Raw genomic sequence first — 20,317 nt, forward strand, 5'->3', positions numbered from 1 at the left:
GATTAATTAACCTGAACAGGCGTATAATATAAGGTAATCTTTTGTTTGGGCCTGTGGCTTAGCCTGGACATAGCGCCGGGCTTCTAACCCGGATGTCGGGGGTTCGAATCCCTCCAGGCCCGTTATTTTTTTTTTATGATTTTTTTGAAAGAGCATAAGCCCCTCCGGGGCAGCCCTATGCTCAGTTCGCTTCGTGAACTTTCGCAAAGATGATAGCCCGGTCTGGACGCTACCCATCCGGGTAGCCTCGACCGGGGAGAGAATTTCAATATTGTCACCGGATAAAAACTGAAGGATTGAAAATCAGGAGCCGGAGGGATGCTTGTCCATCCCGATGGTGACCTATCGCCACGAGGGGTAGGGTCATAGGGAGGGGGAATCTTCCCCCTCCCTTGAATAATAAAATGCCTTTGAAAAAATAAGAACAAAATATTAAGTATTGATAAAAGTCTTAGAGGACTTTAGTGCCGGGCAACACATCGCGCTTCGGTGTCAAAAGGGATGCCTCGTCACCTGCCGCAAGGATCATTCCCTGCGACTCGACACCGAACAATTTTGCGGGCTTCAGGTTCGTAACGACTATGACATCGGTACCGACGAGCTCCTTCGGATCGTAGAACTTTGCAATACCGGATACAATCTGTCTCTTTTCGTCGCCGAGGTCTACCTGGATCTTCAGGAGTTTATCCGATCCTTCGATCTTTTCGGCTTCGAGAATCTTTGCTGTCTTCATCTCTACATTTGCAAATTCGTCAATAGATATCATCTTCTTCTCTTCCTTTGTTGTCGTTGTTCTGTTTTCTTTCTGTTTTGCCTGTTCGACTCTCATGTTCATGGTCGACTCGTATTCAGCAATCTTTTCGTCTTCGATCTTCTCAAAAAGTATCTCAGGTTTGTTCAGCTTCGTACCGCTGAATCCGTCCGTTACTTCGGATAGATTGTGATCGGAAATCTTGTCCACGTAACCAAGCTGCTCCCAGATGTTCTGTGCCTTTTCAGGAATTACCGAATCGAAGAGGAGGGCAAGTGCCTTTACTATCTGGAGGCAGTTGCGGATTACTTTTTCCGTCCCTTCCCTGTCCTCTTTGATCATCTTCCACGGTGCATTGGTCTGGATGTATGTATTTCCGAACGATGCAAGAGCCATCATCTCCTCGATAGCGGATTTGAATTCATACTCCCTTGCGGCAGACTCTGCAAGTGCGGTTCTCTTCTTTATCTCTTCAAGGATCTCCTCATCGGCACCGATATCCGGAATTCCGCCAAGCTTCTTTGATGCGAAGTGGACCGTTCTGTATATGAAATTTCCGAGAGTGTCCACAAGTTCGTTGTTGACTCTCGCCTGGAACTCTCTCCATGAAAAATTCAGCTCTTTCGTATGGCTCGTGTAGGACAGCAGGTAATACCTGAGATAGTCAGGCGACAGCCCGAGATCGAGATAATCGTCATTGGTCCAGACGACATAGCCCCTGCTCTTCGAAAATGTTCTGTCATCTATCTTCACCATTCCGCTGGCAACTATTGAATAGGGGGTCGAGTATCCCGCACCTTTCAGGAGTGCCGGCCAGAATATGCAGTGATGATAGATGATGTCCTGTCCGATGAAATGGGTAATGGGTGCATCTCCCTTCCAGAACTGCTCCCAGTTCCCGCCGGTCTTTTCCGCCCATTCTTCCGTGAACGCCATATAGCCGATCGGTGCATCTACCCAGACGTATACGACGAGATCGTCTCTTCCCGGGAATTTGACTCCCCAGTCGAGTGTCCGTGTAATGCACCAGTCATGAAGCCCTTCGTTTATCCAGCCCATCGCGTAATTTCTCGCGTTGAGCGTCCCTTTCAGTTCCGGGAGGAAACCCTTCAGGAAATCATTGAAATCGCCAAGTTTGAAGAAGAAGTGATCCTGTTCCCTCATCTCGGCTTTTTCCCCGCAGATCTTGCAGACCGGGTCCAGAACTTCGCCGGGTTCAAGGTGCTTGCCGCAGCCCTGATCGCATTCGTCTCCTCTTGCCTTCTCCCCGCAGTGCGGGCATGTGCCTTCGACGTACCTGTCCGGCAGGAACATCTCGCAATGTGGGCAATAGCACTGGCTGACGGTCTTTTCGTATATGTATCCGTTATTTATCAGGTCTGTGACAATCGATCTGGTTCTCTTGTGGTTGGCGGGGTCGTCCGTCATCCCGAACCTGTCGAAGATCACTTCCATCTTCCTGAAAGTCTCGTAAAAATGAGTATGATATCTCTCACATATTTCACGGGGTGAGATCCCTTCCGCCTCGGAGCTGATTACGACGGGAGTTCCGTGGTTGTCAGATCCGCAGATAAAGACCACTTCCTCTCCGCAGTGCCGGAGGAAACGGACGTAGAAATCGGCAGGAACGTATGTTCTGAGGTGACCTATATGGCACGGGCCGTTGGTATATGGAAGCCCGCAGGTCACAAGAACGGGGGATTTATTCATGCCTAATTTTTTAGCTATTAATTGTATAAATATCTGATATTCATGAAAAGAAGATATGATCTTGTCCTCCGGTCTCTTGGTTCGGAATACATGAGCGAACCCGATTCCAAAGACCTTGCGAAATGGATTTCAGGACAGAGGGGATCACGGTGCGATCTGATTTCCTATAATATCGAAAAATCTCTCCTTGCCCAGAAAAAGGCGGATATCCCGTGTACGGGTGGTGTTTATTATTCGGCGAGGGTCTCTGAATCGATCGGAGGAATTAAATCCGGCTGTCTTTGCTCAGAACCGTATCCTGTTCTGGATGATATATCACTGGATGCCCAAAGGGTCCGGAAATTACGAAAAGGATGTTATATGGCACTGCCCGCACCTTCTTCTCTCGGGATACAGGATTATTACTTCAACGATCACGCGGATTTAATTTCGGCGCTGTGCGAGGTGTACAGGAAGATGATGCGTGAGCAGAGAGATCGCGGCATAAAAGGGCATATAGTTGTTTCAGATCGGTTTTCGGAGGTTGAGCTTGAAGAACTGTCCGATCCAAAGTCATTCTTCTTTTCACCTTCAGGAGGATCGAAAGCGATCTCTTCCATTCTTGAATACCAGCAGGATATTGCGGTCTTCCCGGAAAAACTGGATATATTATTTGAAATAATGCCGGAATACGAGATAAATTCCGTGACCGTAGTTGATCCCGGGGAGAGTGATTATGAAAGAGTCCTTTCCGAATTCGATCCCGATTCTGTTCTTTCGGGGGGTTATTGCAGGGGATGCGGAATGGATTACTGGGAGAATCTTAAAGAAAAATCATATGTTGTTGCCTGAGGTGTCTTCATAATATTTTTCCGCCACCTCAAAAAGGCGTTTGAAATGCCTGTTTTTCCCGAATAAAAAGGTAGATATCCTGTCGGATATTGAATAATCGAACTGACCTCCGGCGGCAGGGGGGTGTCCTCCTCCTCCGAATTCCCGTGCGATAAGGTGGCTTACAGGCGGCTTAGATCTTATCGAGAACTTTCCGGTGTCTGAAAAAATCACCTCAATATCGGTGTCCATCTTGTCCCTTATTGCATGTGCGGTTTCGCTCGGGTACCCGTACATCGGTGCGAATGCGACTTTGTACCGCCCTTCATAGATCCTGGATTTTTTAATGCTCTTTTCGATTGCTTCTGCTTTTTCTTTTGAAATTTCCTCGTATATTTTTTCGATTTCTTTATTGACGATCTTTCCCGAGATAAAGCAGTCCCTGATCATATCGAGGTTCTTCCACTTGCTTCCTACTTCTCCGAGAATACGTGATCTGGGGTCCTCGTGCTTCCACAGGTCATAGTCGCAGACTACCCTGGCGATCTCTTTTGCATGTTCATCGCCCGGCATGAGATCCCTGGCAACTATCCCTGTTGCGCATGTTTCGGTATCAATTTTAAAATAGTCCGTAAGATTTGAGATCTCTTCTTTTTCCGCATCGTTCCAGCGGTGGTGATCTCTCCATTCTATATTCCACCCGTTTTCTCTTGCGGATTTCAGGTATTCGGATGATTTTTTATGATATCCTATATCCGATATGCTTATGGTGTCCCCTTTGCCCGGCAACTTTGAAACTATTTTGAGGTTTTCCTCGAACTTGCTTATCGAGGACCAGATTGTAAATAATTCCCCGTATTTTAGCCTGTGGATTGCATCGCAGCCTGCTGCATCAAGGTCGTTATGTGTGAGATGAATGATCTTTGATTTTCTGTCGTTAATCGCTCTTAAAAACTTATCCTGATTTTCTTCTTTCTTTCTTTTCTTTGATTTAAGCATCTTTTAATCCCGTTATTAAAAATTAGGTTTAATATTAATATATAACATTCTTAAAGGCTTTGGAGATCCAGGATTGAAATGACAATTCAACTGTAATATTTATTTAATCAATTAAATATTGTTAAATTGCTTATTCTAATCGAAATACTTATCTAATTGTTGCCGGATTGCTATATAGAATAAGTACTCATATGTAGTAATGATTTTATTGGGTGGAATGAGATTTCTACCTGTAGTGTCATGAATTATTTGTTGACTTTCGTAATTTGTTGAATTTAAAATATGGACTGACATTCAAGAAAATTTGGAAATTTAAATCGAGAGGACGTGATCATTCCCATGATTTACATATTATCCATATAATCCGGTTTTCAGTAGCGACTATTAAATAAAAATAAAATCCGGGATATTCCGGAATTTACCGACATTCTATGCATTAAGCATCAACGGCAAGGTGTTTGAAATGAAATTTGAAGGATTAAAAGAGTTAATGTCTTCCCCGGAACCTGCAGAAGAAAGACTTGAATTACTTGCATATCAGTATAATGAGCGTTTAAAGGAGCAGGCGCTTGTAAACGGGGTCTCGAATTTTTTATTCGATACGTCTCTTGAGAGAGAATATATTCTGAAAAAAGTTGTCGAATTGATCCCTCCCGGCTGGCAATATCCCGAGATCACCGTTGCGAGGTTTAAGTACAGGAATTATGATATAAAAAGCCCGAATTTCAGGGAAACCCAGTGGAAGCAGAGAGTAACGTTTACCGATGCAAACGGCATTGAGGGCTTTCTGGATGTCCTTTACCTGGAAAAAATGCCCGAAGATTACGAAGGTCCGTTTTTAAAAGAGGAGAGAAACCTGATAAATGTCATCGGGAGTCTTCTGCCTGCCTCGATGAACATTTTCAACCGCAACGAGGAGATGAAGGAAGCAATTGACGACATCCTTGACATCTCAAAAGAGGTGGAAAGGGGGAATATCAAGAAAAGGGTCGAGCCTTCAAACCATTCCGGAGACCTGAGAAATGTTGCCGAAGGTATAAACAGCATTCTGGATGCATATTCAGTTCCCTTTGAATATCTGGTAGAAACTCTTGAGGAATATTCATCATGCAGATTTGGTAAGCGTATAGATGATTCGGCTAATTTCCAGGGCGAATTCCTTGTTCTGAAGAACAGCATAAATAACCTTGGTACGATTGTCAGCGATGTCGTATCCGAGATCGGACGTATTGCCGATGAGTTTGAAAATGGAAACTTCCGTGCCAGAGTCGATGAAAGTCTCGTATTCGAAGGTGACATGGCAGCAATAAAGAGAAGTCTTAACAATGTTGCAGAGACGTTTTCTGGTTTGGTATCCGAGGTGAAGAGTTCTGTCGAAAAAATAAATGACAACTCTGCGGAAGTCAACAAGGGAGCCGGTGATATGGCCGGAGCAACGGAAAAAGTTGCGCAGTCTGCCTCCAACTCTGCTGTGCTTACCAGAAAACTGAATGAGAGGATCGACAGTATCAACCAGCAGATAACAGGATTGTCGTCATCCAACCAGGAGATAGCGGCTGCCTCAAACGAGGTTATGGAAAAAACAGGCTATGTTGTCGAAATTGGGAAAGTCGCCCAGTCCTCGGGGGATGATTCGCGCGAACTGATGCATTCTGTTGAAGAGATTGCGAAGAGCAGTGTAGACGAGATCAATTCCCTGTCTGAGCAGATAAAAACGGTTGGCCGTGTTGTCAAACTCATCAATGATATTACAGGGCAGATCAATCTTCTCGCGCTCAATGCAGCTATTGAGGCTGCAAGGGCAGGGGAGCACGGAAGGGGCTTTGCGGTAGTTGCAGGTGAGGTTAAGAATCTGGCCGGCGAGGCAAGAGCTGCAACGGACAATATCGAAAAGGTCGTAACAGACGTTCAGGCCTCCAGCGAAAAGACCGCCTCTGCAATAAACAAGGCCAATGAAGAGATTATCAACAGTGTCGAGAGCGTGAACAAAACTATCGATGGCCTCAACACTATCATAAACAATGCAGAGACCATAAATTCGGATATAAAGACAATTGTCCATGCAATTGATGAACAGGCTGCGATAGCTAATAATGTCTCCAACAACACGAGGGAGCTTACCGGACTCACGGGAGATGTCTTCCGGGAAATTGAGGAGCTGGCAGCCCTTGCCGAAGAGACCAGCGCTTCGGTCGAAGAGATCGGAGTTGCGATCAACGAAGTATCGTCGCTTGCGGATGCTGTCGTCGTCGATATGAAAAAATATAAAATTTGAGTGACCAGTTCTCAGAACCGGTTTTTGAGATTTGTAATTTAAATCCCTCTTTTTTTGCGTTAAGTTTCAGGGCATCCGTATGAGATGCTCCCGGAATATTCTTCAATCTGATTCGGGAAAAAAAAGCGTGATGATTGCCTGGTATAATAATCATATTTAAGATATTTGGGGGTATTTCTTCTCAAATCAAATCATTTATTAGTCAGAATAACCAATATTGTATGCTCACCTGCCTCAATAGCTCAGCCCGGGAGAGCGCCAGACTGAAGATCTGGTTGTCCCCGGTTCAAATCCGGGTTGAGGCACTCATTTTTTTAACTAGCTGTTCCTGCTGTCTTTAATTTTCTCTGGAGAAGAACACTATTAGTAAATGATGCTCCTGACTTGGCAAGATTCAACCCTCGATGGAAGAAGATAAAAACTCACCAGTCTTATATCGTAATACTTGAAGGAGATCATTTAGGTCCTTTCTACTGTCTCTTTTACAAGATTCCTGATAATCCGGGAGTAGCTATCTACAATGGCATCTATAATCTGAAAAAAAGCCTCAGCGGGGATGCTGGTCCATCCCGACAAGCTCTACCTTAAACGATCTGTATTGAATTTTTGATGTAATATTGATAAATAATGGATTTTCATATATTTCAATAAGCTTATGGTATTTTATAGAAATACACATTCTTATGCTTTTTAATGCCAAAATCCGCAAGAATAGGAAGTGATTTTTTTTGTGTGACTATATTTTTAGAAATGGTGAGAATTGTCAGAAACCTGTGTTAGAAGGGCATAATTTTTGTCCTCTACATACTCCATTTACAAATGATGCAGATTTTCAAGATGATGGGTGGCTCTGGTTATTAAAAGAAACAGAGGTGAGTCATAAGATTAAATTGGGTGATTTTAATTTTGAGGGTGCAAAACTAAATTGGTTCCAAACCCCCATTCAAATTACAGGAGATATCAATTTTAATGATGCAGAGATTAATGGATATGCATCATTTGAAAATGTAAAAATCGACGGAGATGCCTGTTTTCAAGATGCAAAGTTTAAAGGACCTGTAATTTTTAGCGGTATGGAAATAACGAAATTTGCCAATTTTAATGGCGCAGAATTTCTCGAAAACGTGAGTTTTGATAACGTTCATTTCCATAAGGATGCTGATTTTAATGAAGCAAAATTTAATGGTGAAATTACATCTTTTTTTAAGGCAATATTTATTAATTCTGCTTGGTTTAATGATGTCAAATTCGGTGAAGAAGCTGAATCAATTAATTTTAATCAAGCAATATTCAAAGGTTGTGTTTGGTTTAATTATACGCAATTTGGAAAAAATGTCAATTTTAAAGATTCAAAATTTGAAAGCGATGCTCTATTTGTAAGAACAAAATTCGGTGGATCTACTACATTTAGTAATGCGGAATTCGGGAGACGTGCTGGTTTTACTGGTGCAGAATTTGGTAAAGATGTCTGGTTTGAAGATGTAAAATTCAATGGGGACGCCATTTTTTATGATGTAAAATTTGGTAACAGAAACTGTGGCGGAAATGTTGTGTTTCAAGGTTCATATTTCAGAAGAGATGCAAAATTTAATGGTGCTTTATTTTTTAGTAACCTATCTATTATTCCTATCCATAGTTTAGGGTCTGTTAATTTATCCGGAACTATGTTTTCGTCACCGAAAATGAAGGAAGATGCCTGCAGGGTAGCAAAGAATCAATGTATTAACCTCGGTGATAATCACGAAGCTGACATCTATTATTATAATGAAATGGAAGGGAAACGGAAGCAAAAACCGAAATGTCGCAGATGGCTGGAATATATTTTTATTCAATCAATATTTGGATATGGGGTTAAACCTTTGCGAACTTTTTGTTTTTGGGTTGTAACCATCCTCATATTTGCGTTGATATATTATAATTTTCAAACACTTGAATCAGGATCAGAATTTTTTGAATACCTCTATTTCAGTGCGACTACGGCAATGACACCAGGTTTTGGCGGGTACAAAGTTATTACTCCATGGCAATTGTTGGCACTTATTGAAGCATTTTTTGGAACATTCATGTGGGCTGCTTTCATAACTATATTTGCAAGGAAGTATATGCGTTAGTGGGGATGCTGTTTCATCCCTGCAAGCTCTCTCCTAAAACAATCTGCGAAGTTGATATTTTTTTGATATAGAAATGTCCCCATATTGTTTAGAATCTGGGTTGAGGTACTAATTTCTTCAATTTTTGAGTGTTTATTAAAAACTGTATCCATTTATTCTAGTATCGACCTAAAACTATATATCCCCTGATTCTCATTGTCCCTATGAGGGAGTTTTATGGGAAAAAAAGAGGCAGGGCCTGAAGAGGGAAAAAGAGACTGTTCCATAAATAATATTAATTCTGTTTTCGGGGAGGATTTTTTTAAAATGCTCCTTATGAGCGCAAATGTATGGGTATCCTTTCTGGATCCCGACACACGTGTGAAGATATGGAATTCAGCGGCCGAGAGAATGAGTGGTTATTCTGCCGAAGAAGTTATGGATAGCAGCGAGATCTGGATGAAGCTGTATCCCGATCCGGGTTATAGAAAAGCCATTACTGAAAAAATTCATAAACTGCTCTCCGAAACGGAGAGCCTCGATAAATTTGAATCGAAGATCCTGAGAAAAGATGGAGAAACGCGAATAATTTCATGGAATACAAAGGAGATCAGGAACGATGCAGAAAAATGCGAGGGTTATTTCATCATCGGCCTGGATATTACCGACATAGTTCGTGCAGAAACCGGTCTCAACGTCCTCCTGATGAATGCGAACGTGTTGATAACGTTTCTTGACAGGCAGGGCAGGATCAGAATCTGGAACCGTTTTGCTGAAGAAATATCCGGTTATGAAGCTGCGGAAGTCCTCGGCGCCAATGAAATCTGGAAAAAACTTTATCCCGATCCTTTATACAGGAAACAGATTACTAAAAATATCCTTGATATTGTATCCGACTCTCAGAGACGGGAAATGTTCGAGACCGAGATTCAAACAAAATCCGGAGAAAAAAAGAACATTCTCTGGAATACCAGGATGATGTATGATTATGACAGAAACCTTGACGGATATGTTGCAATAGGACTGGATATTACAAGGGAAAAGGAGATGCAGGCGGAGATCTTCAGGTATATCGGCCATTCTGTGATGCGGCTGAAATATCCTGTAGAGATTATACGGGACAACCTGTACGAACTCCATGAGAAAATAAAAGGCGGAGATATCGGGACGGAAGAAATACTGTTGGAATTAATGATTGAAATAAAGAATTCCGAGCAGATACTCATAAATCTCCAGGACCTTAACAAAGCGGTTCAGAGTTCATTCAAAGAAATGCCTGCTGAAATGAAGGATTTTTTACTGCAATGAGGCAGATCATGAAAAGTTTACTTGAAGAAATTTCGGAAAAACACCTGATCCTTATCCTGTCCGAGCCCCTGGAGCTAAAAAAGAGGAACATTGAGATAATAAAAGATGTCACAAACGAAGGCTTCAGTGTCATCGTATTAACTACAAACAATCCCTACTCAATTCTGGTGAAAGATTACCAGAAAGAAGGTATCGATACTGAAAAGGTGTTCTATATCGATGCAATCACCAGGTACGCGGTAGGCAAAGAGACTGAAGATGCCAAAAACTGCTTATTTGTAAGTTCTCCTTCGGACCTGACCTCCATGGGAATAGCCATATCGAAAGCCCTGAAAGAAACGACGAACAACAAAGTATGCGTTCTCCTGAATACGGTAAACAGTATGCTTATCTATATTACACCTGAAAATCTGATTAAATTCATTCATTTCATCGCCAACAAATTGAGAATCTTTGACATGTCGGGGATCTTTCTAGCGGTTGAAAAAGGGATAGATCCACCGACTCTGGTACAGCTGCAGAGTTTTATCGATGATGTGATAGACAAAGAGGATTAAAAATTTTATTTGGCTTTTCTTGAAAACCTGCCGACTCCTCTTACAGGCTTGGGCGCCACCTGGGCAAACGAACCGCCGGCACTCCTGACATCCTCGATGGTGTAGAATGCATTGGGGTTGTATTCTTTAAGTATGCCAAGCACCTCTGGAATCTGTTTTCTTTTAATAACCGTGTAGATAATTGAAACGTTTCCAAACTGGCCCTGTGCTTCGGTACTTGTGGTCCTGAACCCCGAACTCTTGAGATACTCTATAAGATCAAAGGCCGAGTACTGGGTAATTATCCTTATAACCGAGACCCCCATCGCAACTTTTTCCTCGATAAGTATGCCTACAAAGTTGCCTACCGCAAAACCAAGTGCATAAGCTAAAAATGCAGAATAGTGGCCCATATTTGTAAGAACCTGGCTTATTGCCATAAGCCAGATGCTGATCTCGAAAAAACCGACAATGGGAGCCAGGTACTTTAGTCCCCTCGATATGAATATGATCCTCAGCGTACCAAAAGAAACGTCAGCAATTCGTGCAAAAAATATGAATATTGGCAGAATTACGTATGTCTGGACTTCCACCGGTATCATGATTAACCTCCAAGGTTATCTTATCGGAATTAAAGAAAATAATTATACCGGAAAGAGCAGATCATATTTTTTTCGGCAGGATTACAATAAATGTACTTCCTTCGCCCGGAACACTCCGGACTTTGATATCGCCGTTGTGAAGGGAGATATATCTCTTCGCAATTGAAAGCCCGAGGCCGATTCTTCCAGTTCCCCTGACGAGGTCCGAAGAATTTCTTATAAAAAACGGTTCGAAGATGTCGTTGACGGAATCCGGCGGGATTCCGATTCCGTTGTCCGTAATGCTGATAATATGATTCGAATCGTCTTCCCTGTAACTGATTGACACTTTTTTGGGATCCGAATTATACTTCACAGCGTTTAAAATAATACCTTCAAAGACCTGATAGATCCGGTCTCTGTCTGCATTGAATCTCACGGAATCGCCGAGATCGACAATTACTTCGGCATTGCAGCGAATTTTGTTGATATTCAGTATCTCTTCAACAAGCTGTTTTAATTCGATCTCTTCGATATTCAGATTTATTTTAAATGATTCGGAGAGTCCGGCTTCCAGTATTTTTTCTACAATTTCGCATTCTCTTTCAGTACTTAAAAGACACTTTTCAATTATGGATGCAACCTCGGGGCTCATCTCCGCCTGGTAATCCTTATCCGTAAGCAGGTGCAGGTAGCCTAAAATGGGCTGGAGCGGCGTTCTCAGTTCATGTGCAGCAGTGTTTATGAAATTTGCCCATCTTCTCTTTTCGAATTCAAGAATAAGTTCTTCCTTGTCGGGGAGGTTGTTTCCGATTTCATGCAATGCAACAAGGACTTCCTCAGTCTTTCCGGCGGATGTAATTGCACCGATTATTATCAGTAATGTCTTATTTTCACCTTTTATGCTGATCTTTGTTTCAAAAGTGGTTGTGCAGCCTGTGTCAATGACTTCCTCAAAATACCTGGAGAATTTTATCTTTGAATCTTCCGGGATAAATTGTTCCACGGGCTTTCCGATATAGTCCGATGTTTTTATATCATAATCCCCGGCCATCTGCAAGTCGAAGGATTTTATAGTTCCGTTGAGATCCAGGACAAATATGAGATCATTGGAAGATCTTAAAAATTCAAGCATCTTCTTTTTAATTTCTTCCGCATTTTTTCTTTCTTTTTCCTGCTCGGTTATGTCCAGGATAGTACACTCTATATGGCCCAGTGAATCATTGAAATGCGATGAAAGGGAGATTATTTTTTTTCCGTTCCCTGAATAAAGTTCGAATTTCTTATTGTCAATGTCGTAGAACGTTTCAGGTTCCAGTTCATCCATATCGATCAGGGATTCGATCTTCTTTCCGATTATCTCGTCATCATGAACTCCAAGGATCTCTTTGGCTTTTTCATTGGCATCGAGAACCCTGAAATTGTTTATATCGAATATAAGCATCCCTGCTCCTGCATTCCTGAAAAAAGCCCGGTATTTGATATTTACAAGACCTGAGGATTCTGCCAGGTATGTGGTAGTGATCACCACCCATATGAACATGGCGACATTAAGGCCTGCAATGAACGGATCTACAGGAAGCCCCGTATAATAATAATATGATGAAACGCCTAAAAATCCGGCAATTAATAATACTGACGCCTGCATCCCTTTTTTCGGGTACCACAGGGATATCAGGAGTATAGGAATATAATAGATCTGTGGAACAATGAATATCCCGGGGTAATTCCATTGGGTTTCCGGTATATTGAATGCAAGGATACTCACCAATACCGATAAAAGAATGAAGCAGGCTATAACGAAGATCCTGATAATTTCCGTATCTGAATAATTATTGGATATACTGAAACAGGCTTCGTTTTGATCAACTTTCATAAAATATAAAAGATGTTCATCTTACCAGAATAAAGGATTTTTGTATTTGATTTAATGTTTTTTTCAACTTATTACTGCTTGAGAAGTGTTTTTTATAATAGCATAAAAAGATCTTGTAGATCATGTTTCCTTATGTCACTGTAAATCTTGCAATGAGCGCAGACGGCAAGCTCTCAACTACCGGGCGAAGACAGGTGAAGATCTCCGGGCAGAATGATTTCAGGAGGGTGGATATTCTGAAGGCGGAAAACGATGCGATTATGGTCGGGATTGGAACCGTGCTTGCAGACGATCCGTCGCTTACCGTCAAATCGCCGGAGTTAAAGGAAAAACGCCTTTCTTCCGGAAGGGATGAGAATCCCGTCAGGATAATCGTCGACAGCAAAGCAAGAACGCCGTGCGATGCCGAAATACTGCATAAGGGTCCGGGAAAGAGAATAATTGCTGTATCGAAATCCGCGGACCAGAATAAGATTGAAGAGCTGGGAAAATATGCGGAGATCATTCAGGCCGGTGATGAAAGGGTGGATCTCAGAATTCTCCTTGAGAAACTTGCTGAAAAGGGTATTGAAAAACTGATGGTCGAAGGCGGGGGAAGCCTGATCTGGTCGCTTTTCGAAGAGAACCTGGTAGATGAATATTATACGTGCATAGGGAACATCATTATCGGAGGTGCATCGGCGCCGACACCCGCAGACGGAACCGGTTTCGTTTTCGAGAATGAATTCACAAAACTTGAGATAGCCGCTATGGAAAAGATTGATGCCGGCGTTCTTTTAAGGTGGAAGGTAATTAAAAATTGATTTTTGTTGATCTTTAATCCCTGTATCCGATAATCTCGTCGAAGATCTTATAGGACTGGCCGTTCTGCATCGTTGCAGTCACTGTCACCCTGTCTTCCCCTTTTGTTCCCTGGATCTCGACATCGGACCCCATCTTCGGTTCGATGTTCTCGGTAACCATACTGCCGTCCGAGAGATATACCGTCGTGGATACGGATTCTGTCATGTATAATCCTTTTCCGCCGGTGAACTCGACATTTATCATCGCGCTGATCGGGTCCTTGTATGCCTTTGCGCCGACTTCATATCCTGAAGGAACCTGGTCCGTAGGGGTCGGATTAAGAGAGAACCCCGACTGCTGTGAAGATTCTGTAGCCGTTGTAGTCACTGTTGTTCCTGCCGGTGACGAAGAGCCTCCCGAATCGGTACAGCCTGATGCAAAAATTAAGGCAAGAATCACTAAAACCAGAAATGATACCACAATTCTTTTCATAGTTGTTTGTTATGGATGCCTGGTATTTTATTTTTTTGTGTACCCGAAAAAAGGGCAGTTTTTTATTTCATTAACGGATATTTGTCTAATTATGAAGATAAACTGGGAAGTTAAACTCGGAATTGTTCTTGTACTGGTGACCCTGGTAATATATTCCCTGAAATTTTTGATCTTTCAGAATCCGGGAGATACGGTGAATTATGTATTCAATTCTCTTGGTTTTCTCCCGATAAACGTCCTTTTGGTAACCCTTGTGATAAACAGGCTTCTTACCATGAGATCGCAGAGAGAAAGACTGAGGAAGATGAACATGGTAATCGGCACGTTTTTCTCGGAAACAGGAAACGACCTGATATCTCTTTTCACCAGGGCGGACAAAGACTGTAATACCCTGTCCTCGATGCTTGATGTAAAGGGCGAATGGGGTAAGAAGAGTTTTTCCGACGCAATACACAGATGTCAGAATTTTAATTACTCCGCCGATCTGTCCCTTGACGATCTCGCCGCTCTTAAGGAATATCTAATGGAAAAGCGTGATTTCCTTCTGCGGCTCCTTGAAAACCCGATCCTTCTCGAGAACGAATCCTTTACAGAACTACTGAGGGCCGTATTTCATCTCCAGGAGGAGCTCGGCTACAGGGAGGAGTTCAGTGAACTGCCCAAAAGTGATATTCTCCATCTCAAAGGGGACATCAATCGTGTCTATGGAAGAATTGTGATAAGCTGGATTGAATATATGGAGTACCTCGACGAGCATTTCCCTTACCTGTTCTCGCTGCAGATGAGGATCAATCCATTCGACAGAAACGCCTGTCCGATTGTTAAAAGCTGACTGAATTTCATAATAAAAAAGAATATATCACATACCTCCCTTTTCAGTCTTTATGAAAGAAACAGAAGATGAGATCGAGATACTGATCGGAGGAAAGGCAGGTGAAGGTATAAACCGGGCTGGACAGGTAATCGCCGAGATAATGTCCGAAAGCGGGTACAATGTCTTCATGATATTCGATCACCCGTCTCTGATAAAGGGCGGCCATAATTTTACCGTAATCCGGGCGTCGAAAGGTCATGCCGGTGGAATAAAGAAAAGATACGATATTGCAATAGCCCTCGATAAAAATACGATAAACCTCCATAAAGATAATTTTTCCCGGGATACGGTGGTAATATTCAATTCGGACAGGGTGAAAAAAGTGGAGGGCACCGGTATCCCTGCAAGCTCCATCGTAGAGGATGCGGGTGGAATTCCGATCATGATCAATTCATGCCTGATAGGTGCCTTCTGCAGATCCGCCGGCTTTGAATGGTCAGACGTGGAGCCGATCTTAAGAAGCAAATTCCCGATAAAGAGCGATCTTAACCTGAAAGTCGCAAAAAGCGGTTTCGAGCATTCGGAAAAGAAGGTGACTTTGGATCCGGCAGACGCCGGGAAGGAGAAGGACAAAGTCATCTCCGGGAGCGAAGCAGTCGGGCTTGGGCTGGCCTACGGCGGAATCGAAGGATATATCGCATATCCCATGTCTCCAGCTTCGGGGATTCTTCATTTTCTCTCGTCCAAAAAGGATGAATTCAATATCAAAGTTTTTCAGCCCGAAGGTGAGATCGCAGCCATTCTCATGGCCGAGGGCATGGCCTGCTGCGGATCTAAAGCCGCGGTCGGTACATCGGGAGGCGGGTTCTGCCTGATGAATGAAGGGTTGTCGTTTTCCGGCATAGCAGAAGTGCCGATCGTGATCGTAAACGCCCAGAGGCAGTCCCCGTCGACGGGGGCTCCGACATATACTGCACAGAGCGATCTTCCGTATGTAATATCCGCGGGCCACGGGGAGTTTCCGCGAATCGTCGTCTCTCCCGGTAATGCAGAGCAGGCATTTGTGTGGTCTGCAAAGGCGGTCGGCCTTGCGTGGCAGTTCCAGGTCCCGGTCATAGTCCTGACTGATGTAACGCTCGGCGATTCCCTCTACAGTTTCGACCCAGCCAATGTTCTGAAAGAAAGATATGACTATACTGCGTCCGTTGCCGCCGAGGAGGGGGATTACCTAAGGTATAGATATACTGAGGACGGAGTGTCTCCACTTGGATTTTTCAACGGGGATTTCGGGACTGTCAAGATCAACGGAAAGACTCATGATGAATTGGGAATTTCAACGGATAATCCCCTGGTCCTGGAAAAACTTGCCGAAAAACGGAAACTTAAAGATCATGCCATAAGGGAGGCGATGGAGAATGAAGACTGCATCGTCAAGTCCGGGAACGAGGGATCGAAGACCATCGTCGTTTCCTGGGGCTCCAATGGTCCACTCTGCAGCGAGGTATGCGGGAAGACGGGGCTGAGATCGGTCCAGCCTATTGTGCTCCATCCCTTCCCGGAGAAGCAGTTCGAAGATTCAGTCTCGGGGTATGAACGCATGATTGTCGTCGAGGATAATTCAACCGGACAGCTTGCGGACATTATAAGAAAACAGGGATATTCTGTCGATGCTACGATCCTGAATTACACCGGGAGGCAGATGACGATCGAAACGCTTGAAGAGCGGCTGAAGGAGGTGCTGTGATGTCTGCCCGGAACCTGATCACGGATGCCCCGAATACCTGGTGCGAGGGCTGCGGCAATTTTGCTATCCTTCATTCGATAAAGAATATTGTCGGTGAATTCGAGGAGGAGGGCATAAAACCCGAACAGATCGTTCTTGTTACCGGCATCGGTTGTCACGCGAAGATAGCAGATTATCTTAACATCAATACCCTGTATTCCCTGCACGGAAGGGCGATTCCTTATGCAACAGGGATCAAGATTGCGAACCCTGACCTGAAGGTCATATGCTGCGTCGGCGACGGGGATTCATATGCCGAGGGGATCGAACATCTTCTCTTCGCTGCAAAGAGGAACCTGGATATCACCGTTGTCGTTCATGACAACCGTGTCTACGGTCTTACCACGGGGCAGTACACGCCTACTTCGCCCGGAACTTATCACGGCAAATCGAATCCCCCCGACGGCAGCGACTTCCCGTTCAATCCCCTGAAGCTGATGCTCTGTTCGGGTGCGACATTTATCGGAAGGGGCTATACCGGGAGAATGGATCATCTCCAGGACCTGATTAAGAAAGGAATATCCCACAGGGGTTTTTCCTTCATCGAGGTGCTCCAGATCTGCGCAAGCTTCTATAATAAGTCGCAATGCTACGACGAGCATGTTTACGATTACGAAGGAGATACAGGAGACATCGGCAGGGCATTCTCAGCAGCCTCGGAATGGGACTACAACAGCGATTCCCAAATTCCGCTCGGGCTGATATACAGGGCCGAAAGAGAGATCTTTGAGGAGAGATTCAGTAACACCACCTCCGATCCCGAAGCTCGCAGAAAGGCGGTTCTTGAATTCCTGGGCAGGTAATTTTGCAGTCTCAGCAAGGATTAAATAATTTCAAATCAATCTTCGAATGACAGGAGAATAAAAAAATGGCGATAAATCAAAGAATGGAACAGGCATTGAACGACCAGATCAAGTGGGAGCTGTACTCATCGTATCTCTACCTGTCGATGTCATCATGGTATGAATCGGAAGGTCTGAAAGGATTTGCACAGTGGGAATATGTCCAGGCACAGGAGGAGAGGGATCATGCAATCAAGATCTACAGGTATGTCATATCGAGGGGCGGAAGGGTTGTCCTCCAGCCGATCGATGCACCTCCGTTCGAATGGGCCTCTCCCCTGGCAGCCTTCGCTCATTCGCTCGAACACGAGCAGAATGTTACGAAGATGATATACAACCTCGTTGATATTGCAACCGAGGAGAAGGATCATGCCACGAGCAACATGCTCCAGTGGTTCGTCGACGAACAGGTAGAAGAAGAGGACGATGCGGGTCAGATCGTCGATCAGCTTGAAAAGATTGAGAAGACCGACAATCTCTCGCTGCTCTACACTCTCGACAAGGAGCTCGGGACAAGGGTCTATGTACCCCTCCAGCCCACAACAGCCCCCGGCCAGCAGTAATCCCCGCAGGGGATCAAATAATTTATAATTCTTTTTTCACAACAAGGTAGTATGGAGGGGCGTGATAACCGGGACTATCCCGTGAAATGGCTGATCTTCACCGTAGGCCTCGGGGTATTTATCGGTTCGTTCAATATCAGTCTCCTGAATGTTTCCCTGCCTTCGATTGCACTGTATTTCGATTCGAATCTAAGCACGGTCTCGTGGGCGCTGGTGATCTATCTCGTCGTCCTGTCCGGGACGATTCTTGCATTCGGAAGACTTGCCGATATCAAGGGCGTAAAAAAGATATTCATCTCGGGATTTGCTGTATTTACTGCCGGAACATTTCTGTGTGGTTTTTCTCCGGGGATACATTTTCTCATCTTCTTCAGGATGGTCCAGGCGGTTGGAGGAGCGATGCTTTCCGCGACGGCTCCGGTGATAATCGTGAATTTCCTCCCGAAAGAGGAGAAGGGTTTTGGCCTGGGTATAATCGCCACGCTTGCAACTACCGGGATTGCACTCGGGGCTGTTGCAGGCGGGATTATAACGTCCTTTGCAGGCTGGCAGTACATCTTCTTCTTTTGCGTCCCGATAGGTGTTGCCGGAATGCTGCTCGCCTACAGGTTTATTCCGAAGATAACACCGGGGACGAAGGTATGGTCTTTCGATATTCCCGGGACGGTCTTCATGGTTCTCGGGATCTCGACTCTTCTCCTCGGCCTGAACAAGGGGCGGGAGTTTGGCTGGACCTCGACACCGATCGTGGCAGTATTCGTTCTTTCGGCTATATTCTGGATTGCGTTTATTGTATGGGAGAATCGAGCCAATGAGCCGGTTCTCGATTTCAGGCTTTTCGGTAATAACTCGTTCGTCCTTGCAAACATATCCGGCTTTATGATAAAGACCGTATTCACCGGGATAATACTGATCTTTACGCTGTATTTCGAGATCGTCAAGGGCTTTGATCTTGCCCTTGTCGGGCTTCTGCTTTTGATCCCTGCAACGGTTTCGATGATTGTCGCACCGTTCGCAGGGAAGGTGTCTGATAAAGTCGGCTCGAAGATGTTATGCACCTCCGGCTGCCTGACCGTGACGATGGTCTTCCTGATCTTTTCGTTGTTCGCTGGTATTATGGGGTATATTTTTTCCGCCCTGGCACTTGCGGTGTTCGGGTTTTCGATGGGGATCTTTCTCACTCCTAACCGGAAACTGATACTAGGGCATAGTCCGCCCGACAAGAAAGGGGTGTCGTCGGGGATCATGAAGACCTTCGGGAACTTCGGTTCGGCTCTAGGGATCATCATCTTCGGAACGGCGCTTGAAGAGATCATCGGTATCTCCGGCGGCGAGATGTACATGGCCCCGGTTCAGCCGGTCCCGGAGTTTATGGTTACCGGGTTTACCTACACCTTCGCCATTGCGCTCATGATCTGCCTTGCTACGACGGTTCTGACATTCTTCGTAAAAGAGCCCGAGCAGGAGCTATAATCGCCGGGATTTGGGGCATCGACAAACCACCGGAGCTTTCTCCGTGAATCCGGTATTTTTCGTGTTATATAGTTTTAATACGTCTAAAATCAAAATTACTTAAAAACCGGGTGATAAACAAATGACCGGACAATTTGTACCAAAGAAGGTGTTTTTCACCTCCGGATGCGGGAGTCACGAAGATAAGCTGACTTCCTTCGAGATGTCCCTCCGCCGGGCCTCGATAGAATGCTATAATCTTGTCGAAGTCAGTTCGATTTTACCGCCGAAATGCCGTATCATATCCCGGAGTGCGGGTATCAAAGAGCTTTTTCCCGGCAGCGTGGTCTTTACCGTCCTGTCCCGTCTCTCGTCCAAAGAGCCGTCGCGGAGGATCACAGCGTCCGTGGGATGTGCCGTCCCTGAGAAGCCCGAGACGAACTGGGGATATTTTACCGAATACCACACCTATGACGAGACGAAAGAGGAGGCAGGGGATTATGCCGAGAAGATCGCGGAAAACATGTTCAAAAGCGTCTGGCAAAAGGTCCCAGCCAAGACCATGAACATAACCGAATCGGCAATTGTCGATGCCGACGGCCTCTGGACGACAGTTGTCGCTGCTGCGGTTTTTCTGATGGAATAAAAAAAT

Annotated in this window: 17 protein-coding genes and 2 tRNA genes; 14 read left to right on the forward strand and 5 right to left on the reverse strand. The window is 44.5% G+C overall.

Features of this window, described 5'->3' with window-relative positions; genetic code table 11:
• Positions 1 to 47: 47 nt before the first annotated feature.
• Positions 48 to 122: transfer RNA gene (locus tag METPAY_RS07485), tRNA-Arg, on the forward strand.
• A 329-nt stretch (positions 123 to 451) separates the two neighbouring features.
• Here METPAY_RS07485 and metG read toward each other — a convergent pair.
• Entirely contained in the window at positions 452 to 2,488 is a 2,037-nt protein-coding gene (gene metG, locus METPAY_RS07490) for a methionine--tRNA ligase (RefSeq protein WP_342764765.1), read from the reverse strand.
• Between the two features lie 15 nt (positions 2,489 to 2,503).
• Between metG and METPAY_RS07495 the strand changes: the two genes are divergently transcribed.
• Entirely contained in the window at positions 2,504 to 3,292 is a 789-nt protein-coding gene (locus METPAY_RS07495; RefSeq protein ID WP_048151140.1) for a hypothetical protein, read from the forward strand.
• On the opposite strand, the gene METPAY_RS07500 is transcribed toward METPAY_RS07495, so the two are convergent.
• On the reverse strand, positions 3,275 to 4,270 hold the full coding sequence (locus METPAY_RS07500) for a DHH family phosphoesterase (protein ID WP_048150888.1): 996 nt from the start codon (positions 4,268 to 4,270) through the stop codon (positions 3,275 to 3,277). The genes METPAY_RS07495 and METPAY_RS07500 overlap by 18 nt on opposite strands.
• A gap of 463 nt (positions 4,271 to 4,733) precedes the next feature.
• Between METPAY_RS07500 and METPAY_RS07505 the strand changes: the two genes are divergently transcribed.
• The 5 genes from METPAY_RS07505 to METPAY_RS07525 all read left to right on the forward strand — a co-directional run bounded on the left by METPAY_RS07505 (position 4,734) and on the right by METPAY_RS07525 (position 10,500).
• Positions 4,734 to 6,545 (forward strand): methyl-accepting chemotaxis protein, encoded by a 1,812-nt coding sequence (locus METPAY_RS07505; protein ID WP_245611564.1) that lies wholly within the window; start codon positions 4,734 to 4,736, stop codon positions 6,543 to 6,545.
• A 231-nt stretch (positions 6,546 to 6,776) separates the two neighbouring features.
• Positions 6,777 to 6,850: transfer RNA gene (locus METPAY_RS07510), tRNA-Phe, on the forward strand.
• Positions 6,851 to 7,273: 423 nt separating this feature from the next.
• A complete protein-coding gene (locus METPAY_RS07515; RefSeq protein WP_048150891.1) occupies positions 7,274 to 8,656 on the forward strand; it encodes a potassium channel family protein in 1,383 nt (460 codons plus the stop codon).
• 216 nt (positions 8,657 to 8,872) lie between these two features.
• Positions 8,873 to 9,943: a PAS domain-containing protein gene (locus tag METPAY_RS07520; protein WP_048150894.1), complete on the forward strand. Its 1,071-nt coding sequence runs from the start codon at positions 8,873 to 8,875 to the stop codon at positions 9,941 to 9,943.
• A gap of 8 nt (positions 9,944 to 9,951) precedes the next feature.
• Positions 9,952 to 10,500, forward strand: a complete 549-nt coding sequence (locus tag METPAY_RS07525) for a DUF7504 family protein (RefSeq protein WP_048151142.1) — start codon at positions 9,952 to 9,954, stop codon at positions 10,498 to 10,500.
• A gap of 5 nt (positions 10,501 to 10,505) precedes the next feature.
• Here the strand turns inward: METPAY_RS07525 and METPAY_RS07530 are convergent, their stop codons facing one another.
• Entirely contained in the window at positions 10,506 to 11,081 is a 576-nt protein-coding gene (locus METPAY_RS07530) for a DUF2179 domain-containing protein (protein WP_048150897.1), read from the reverse strand.
• Positions 11,082 to 11,142: 61 nt separating this feature from the next.
• Complete coding sequence (locus METPAY_RS07535) at positions 11,143 to 12,936, reverse strand: sensor histidine kinase (protein ID WP_048150899.1); 1,794 nt, start codon at positions 12,934 to 12,936, stop codon at positions 11,143 to 11,145.
• Between the two features lie 122 nt (positions 12,937 to 13,058).
• Between METPAY_RS07535 and METPAY_RS07540 the strand changes: the two genes are divergently transcribed.
• Complete coding sequence (locus METPAY_RS07540; RefSeq protein ID WP_048150902.1) at positions 13,059 to 13,739, forward strand: 2,5-diamino-6-(ribosylamino)-4(3H)-pyrimidinone 5'-phosphate reductase; 681 nt, start codon at positions 13,059 to 13,061, stop codon at positions 13,737 to 13,739.
• Positions 13,740 to 13,752: 13 nt separating this feature from the next.
• Here METPAY_RS07540 and METPAY_RS07545 read toward each other — a convergent pair whose 3' ends face one another.
• Complete coding sequence (locus tag METPAY_RS07545; RefSeq protein WP_048150905.1) at positions 13,753 to 14,211, reverse strand: hypothetical protein; 459 nt, start codon at positions 14,209 to 14,211, stop codon at positions 13,753 to 13,755.
• Positions 14,212 to 14,302: 91 nt separating this feature from the next.
• Between METPAY_RS07545 and METPAY_RS07550 the strand changes: the two genes are divergently transcribed.
• The 6 genes from METPAY_RS07550 to METPAY_RS07575 all read left to right on the forward strand — a co-directional run bounded on the left by METPAY_RS07550 (position 14,303) and on the right by METPAY_RS07575 (position 20,311).
• A complete protein-coding gene (locus tag METPAY_RS07550; protein WP_048150907.1) occupies positions 14,303 to 15,043 on the forward strand; it encodes a hypothetical protein in 741 nt (246 codons plus the stop codon).
• 52 nt (positions 15,044 to 15,095) lie between these two features.
• Positions 15,096 to 16,769, forward strand: coding sequence for a 2-oxoacid:acceptor oxidoreductase family protein (locus METPAY_RS07555; RefSeq protein ID WP_048150910.1), 1,674 nt, complete (start codon positions 15,096 to 15,098; stop codon positions 16,767 to 16,769).
• Complete coding sequence (locus METPAY_RS07560; RefSeq protein ID WP_048150912.1) at positions 16,769 to 17,611, forward strand: thiamine pyrophosphate-dependent enzyme; 843 nt, start codon at positions 16,769 to 16,771, stop codon at positions 17,609 to 17,611. The genes METPAY_RS07555 and METPAY_RS07560 overlap by 1 nt, the downstream gene beginning before the upstream one ends.
• Before the next feature lie 65 nt (positions 17,612 to 17,676).
• Entirely contained in the window at positions 17,677 to 18,213 is a 537-nt protein-coding gene (locus METPAY_RS07565) for a ferritin (protein ID WP_048150915.1), read from the forward strand.
• 51 nt (positions 18,214 to 18,264) lie between these two features.
• Positions 18,265 to 19,686: an MFS transporter gene (locus METPAY_RS07570; protein WP_048150917.1), complete on the forward strand. Its 1,422-nt coding sequence runs from the start codon at positions 18,265 to 18,267 to the stop codon at positions 19,684 to 19,686.
• A 121-nt stretch (positions 19,687 to 19,807) separates the two neighbouring features.
• Positions 19,808 to 20,311 (forward strand): pyruvoyl-dependent arginine decarboxylase, encoded by a 504-nt coding sequence (locus METPAY_RS07575; RefSeq protein ID WP_048150920.1) that lies wholly within the window; start codon positions 19,808 to 19,810, stop codon positions 20,309 to 20,311.
• Positions 20,312 to 20,317 lie beyond the last annotated feature (6 nt).

This window comes from Methanolacinia paynteri (assembly GCF_000784355.1).
GTDB classification, from domain to species: domain Archaea; phylum Halobacteriota; class Methanomicrobia; order Methanomicrobiales; family Methanomicrobiaceae; genus Methanolacinia; species Methanolacinia paynteri.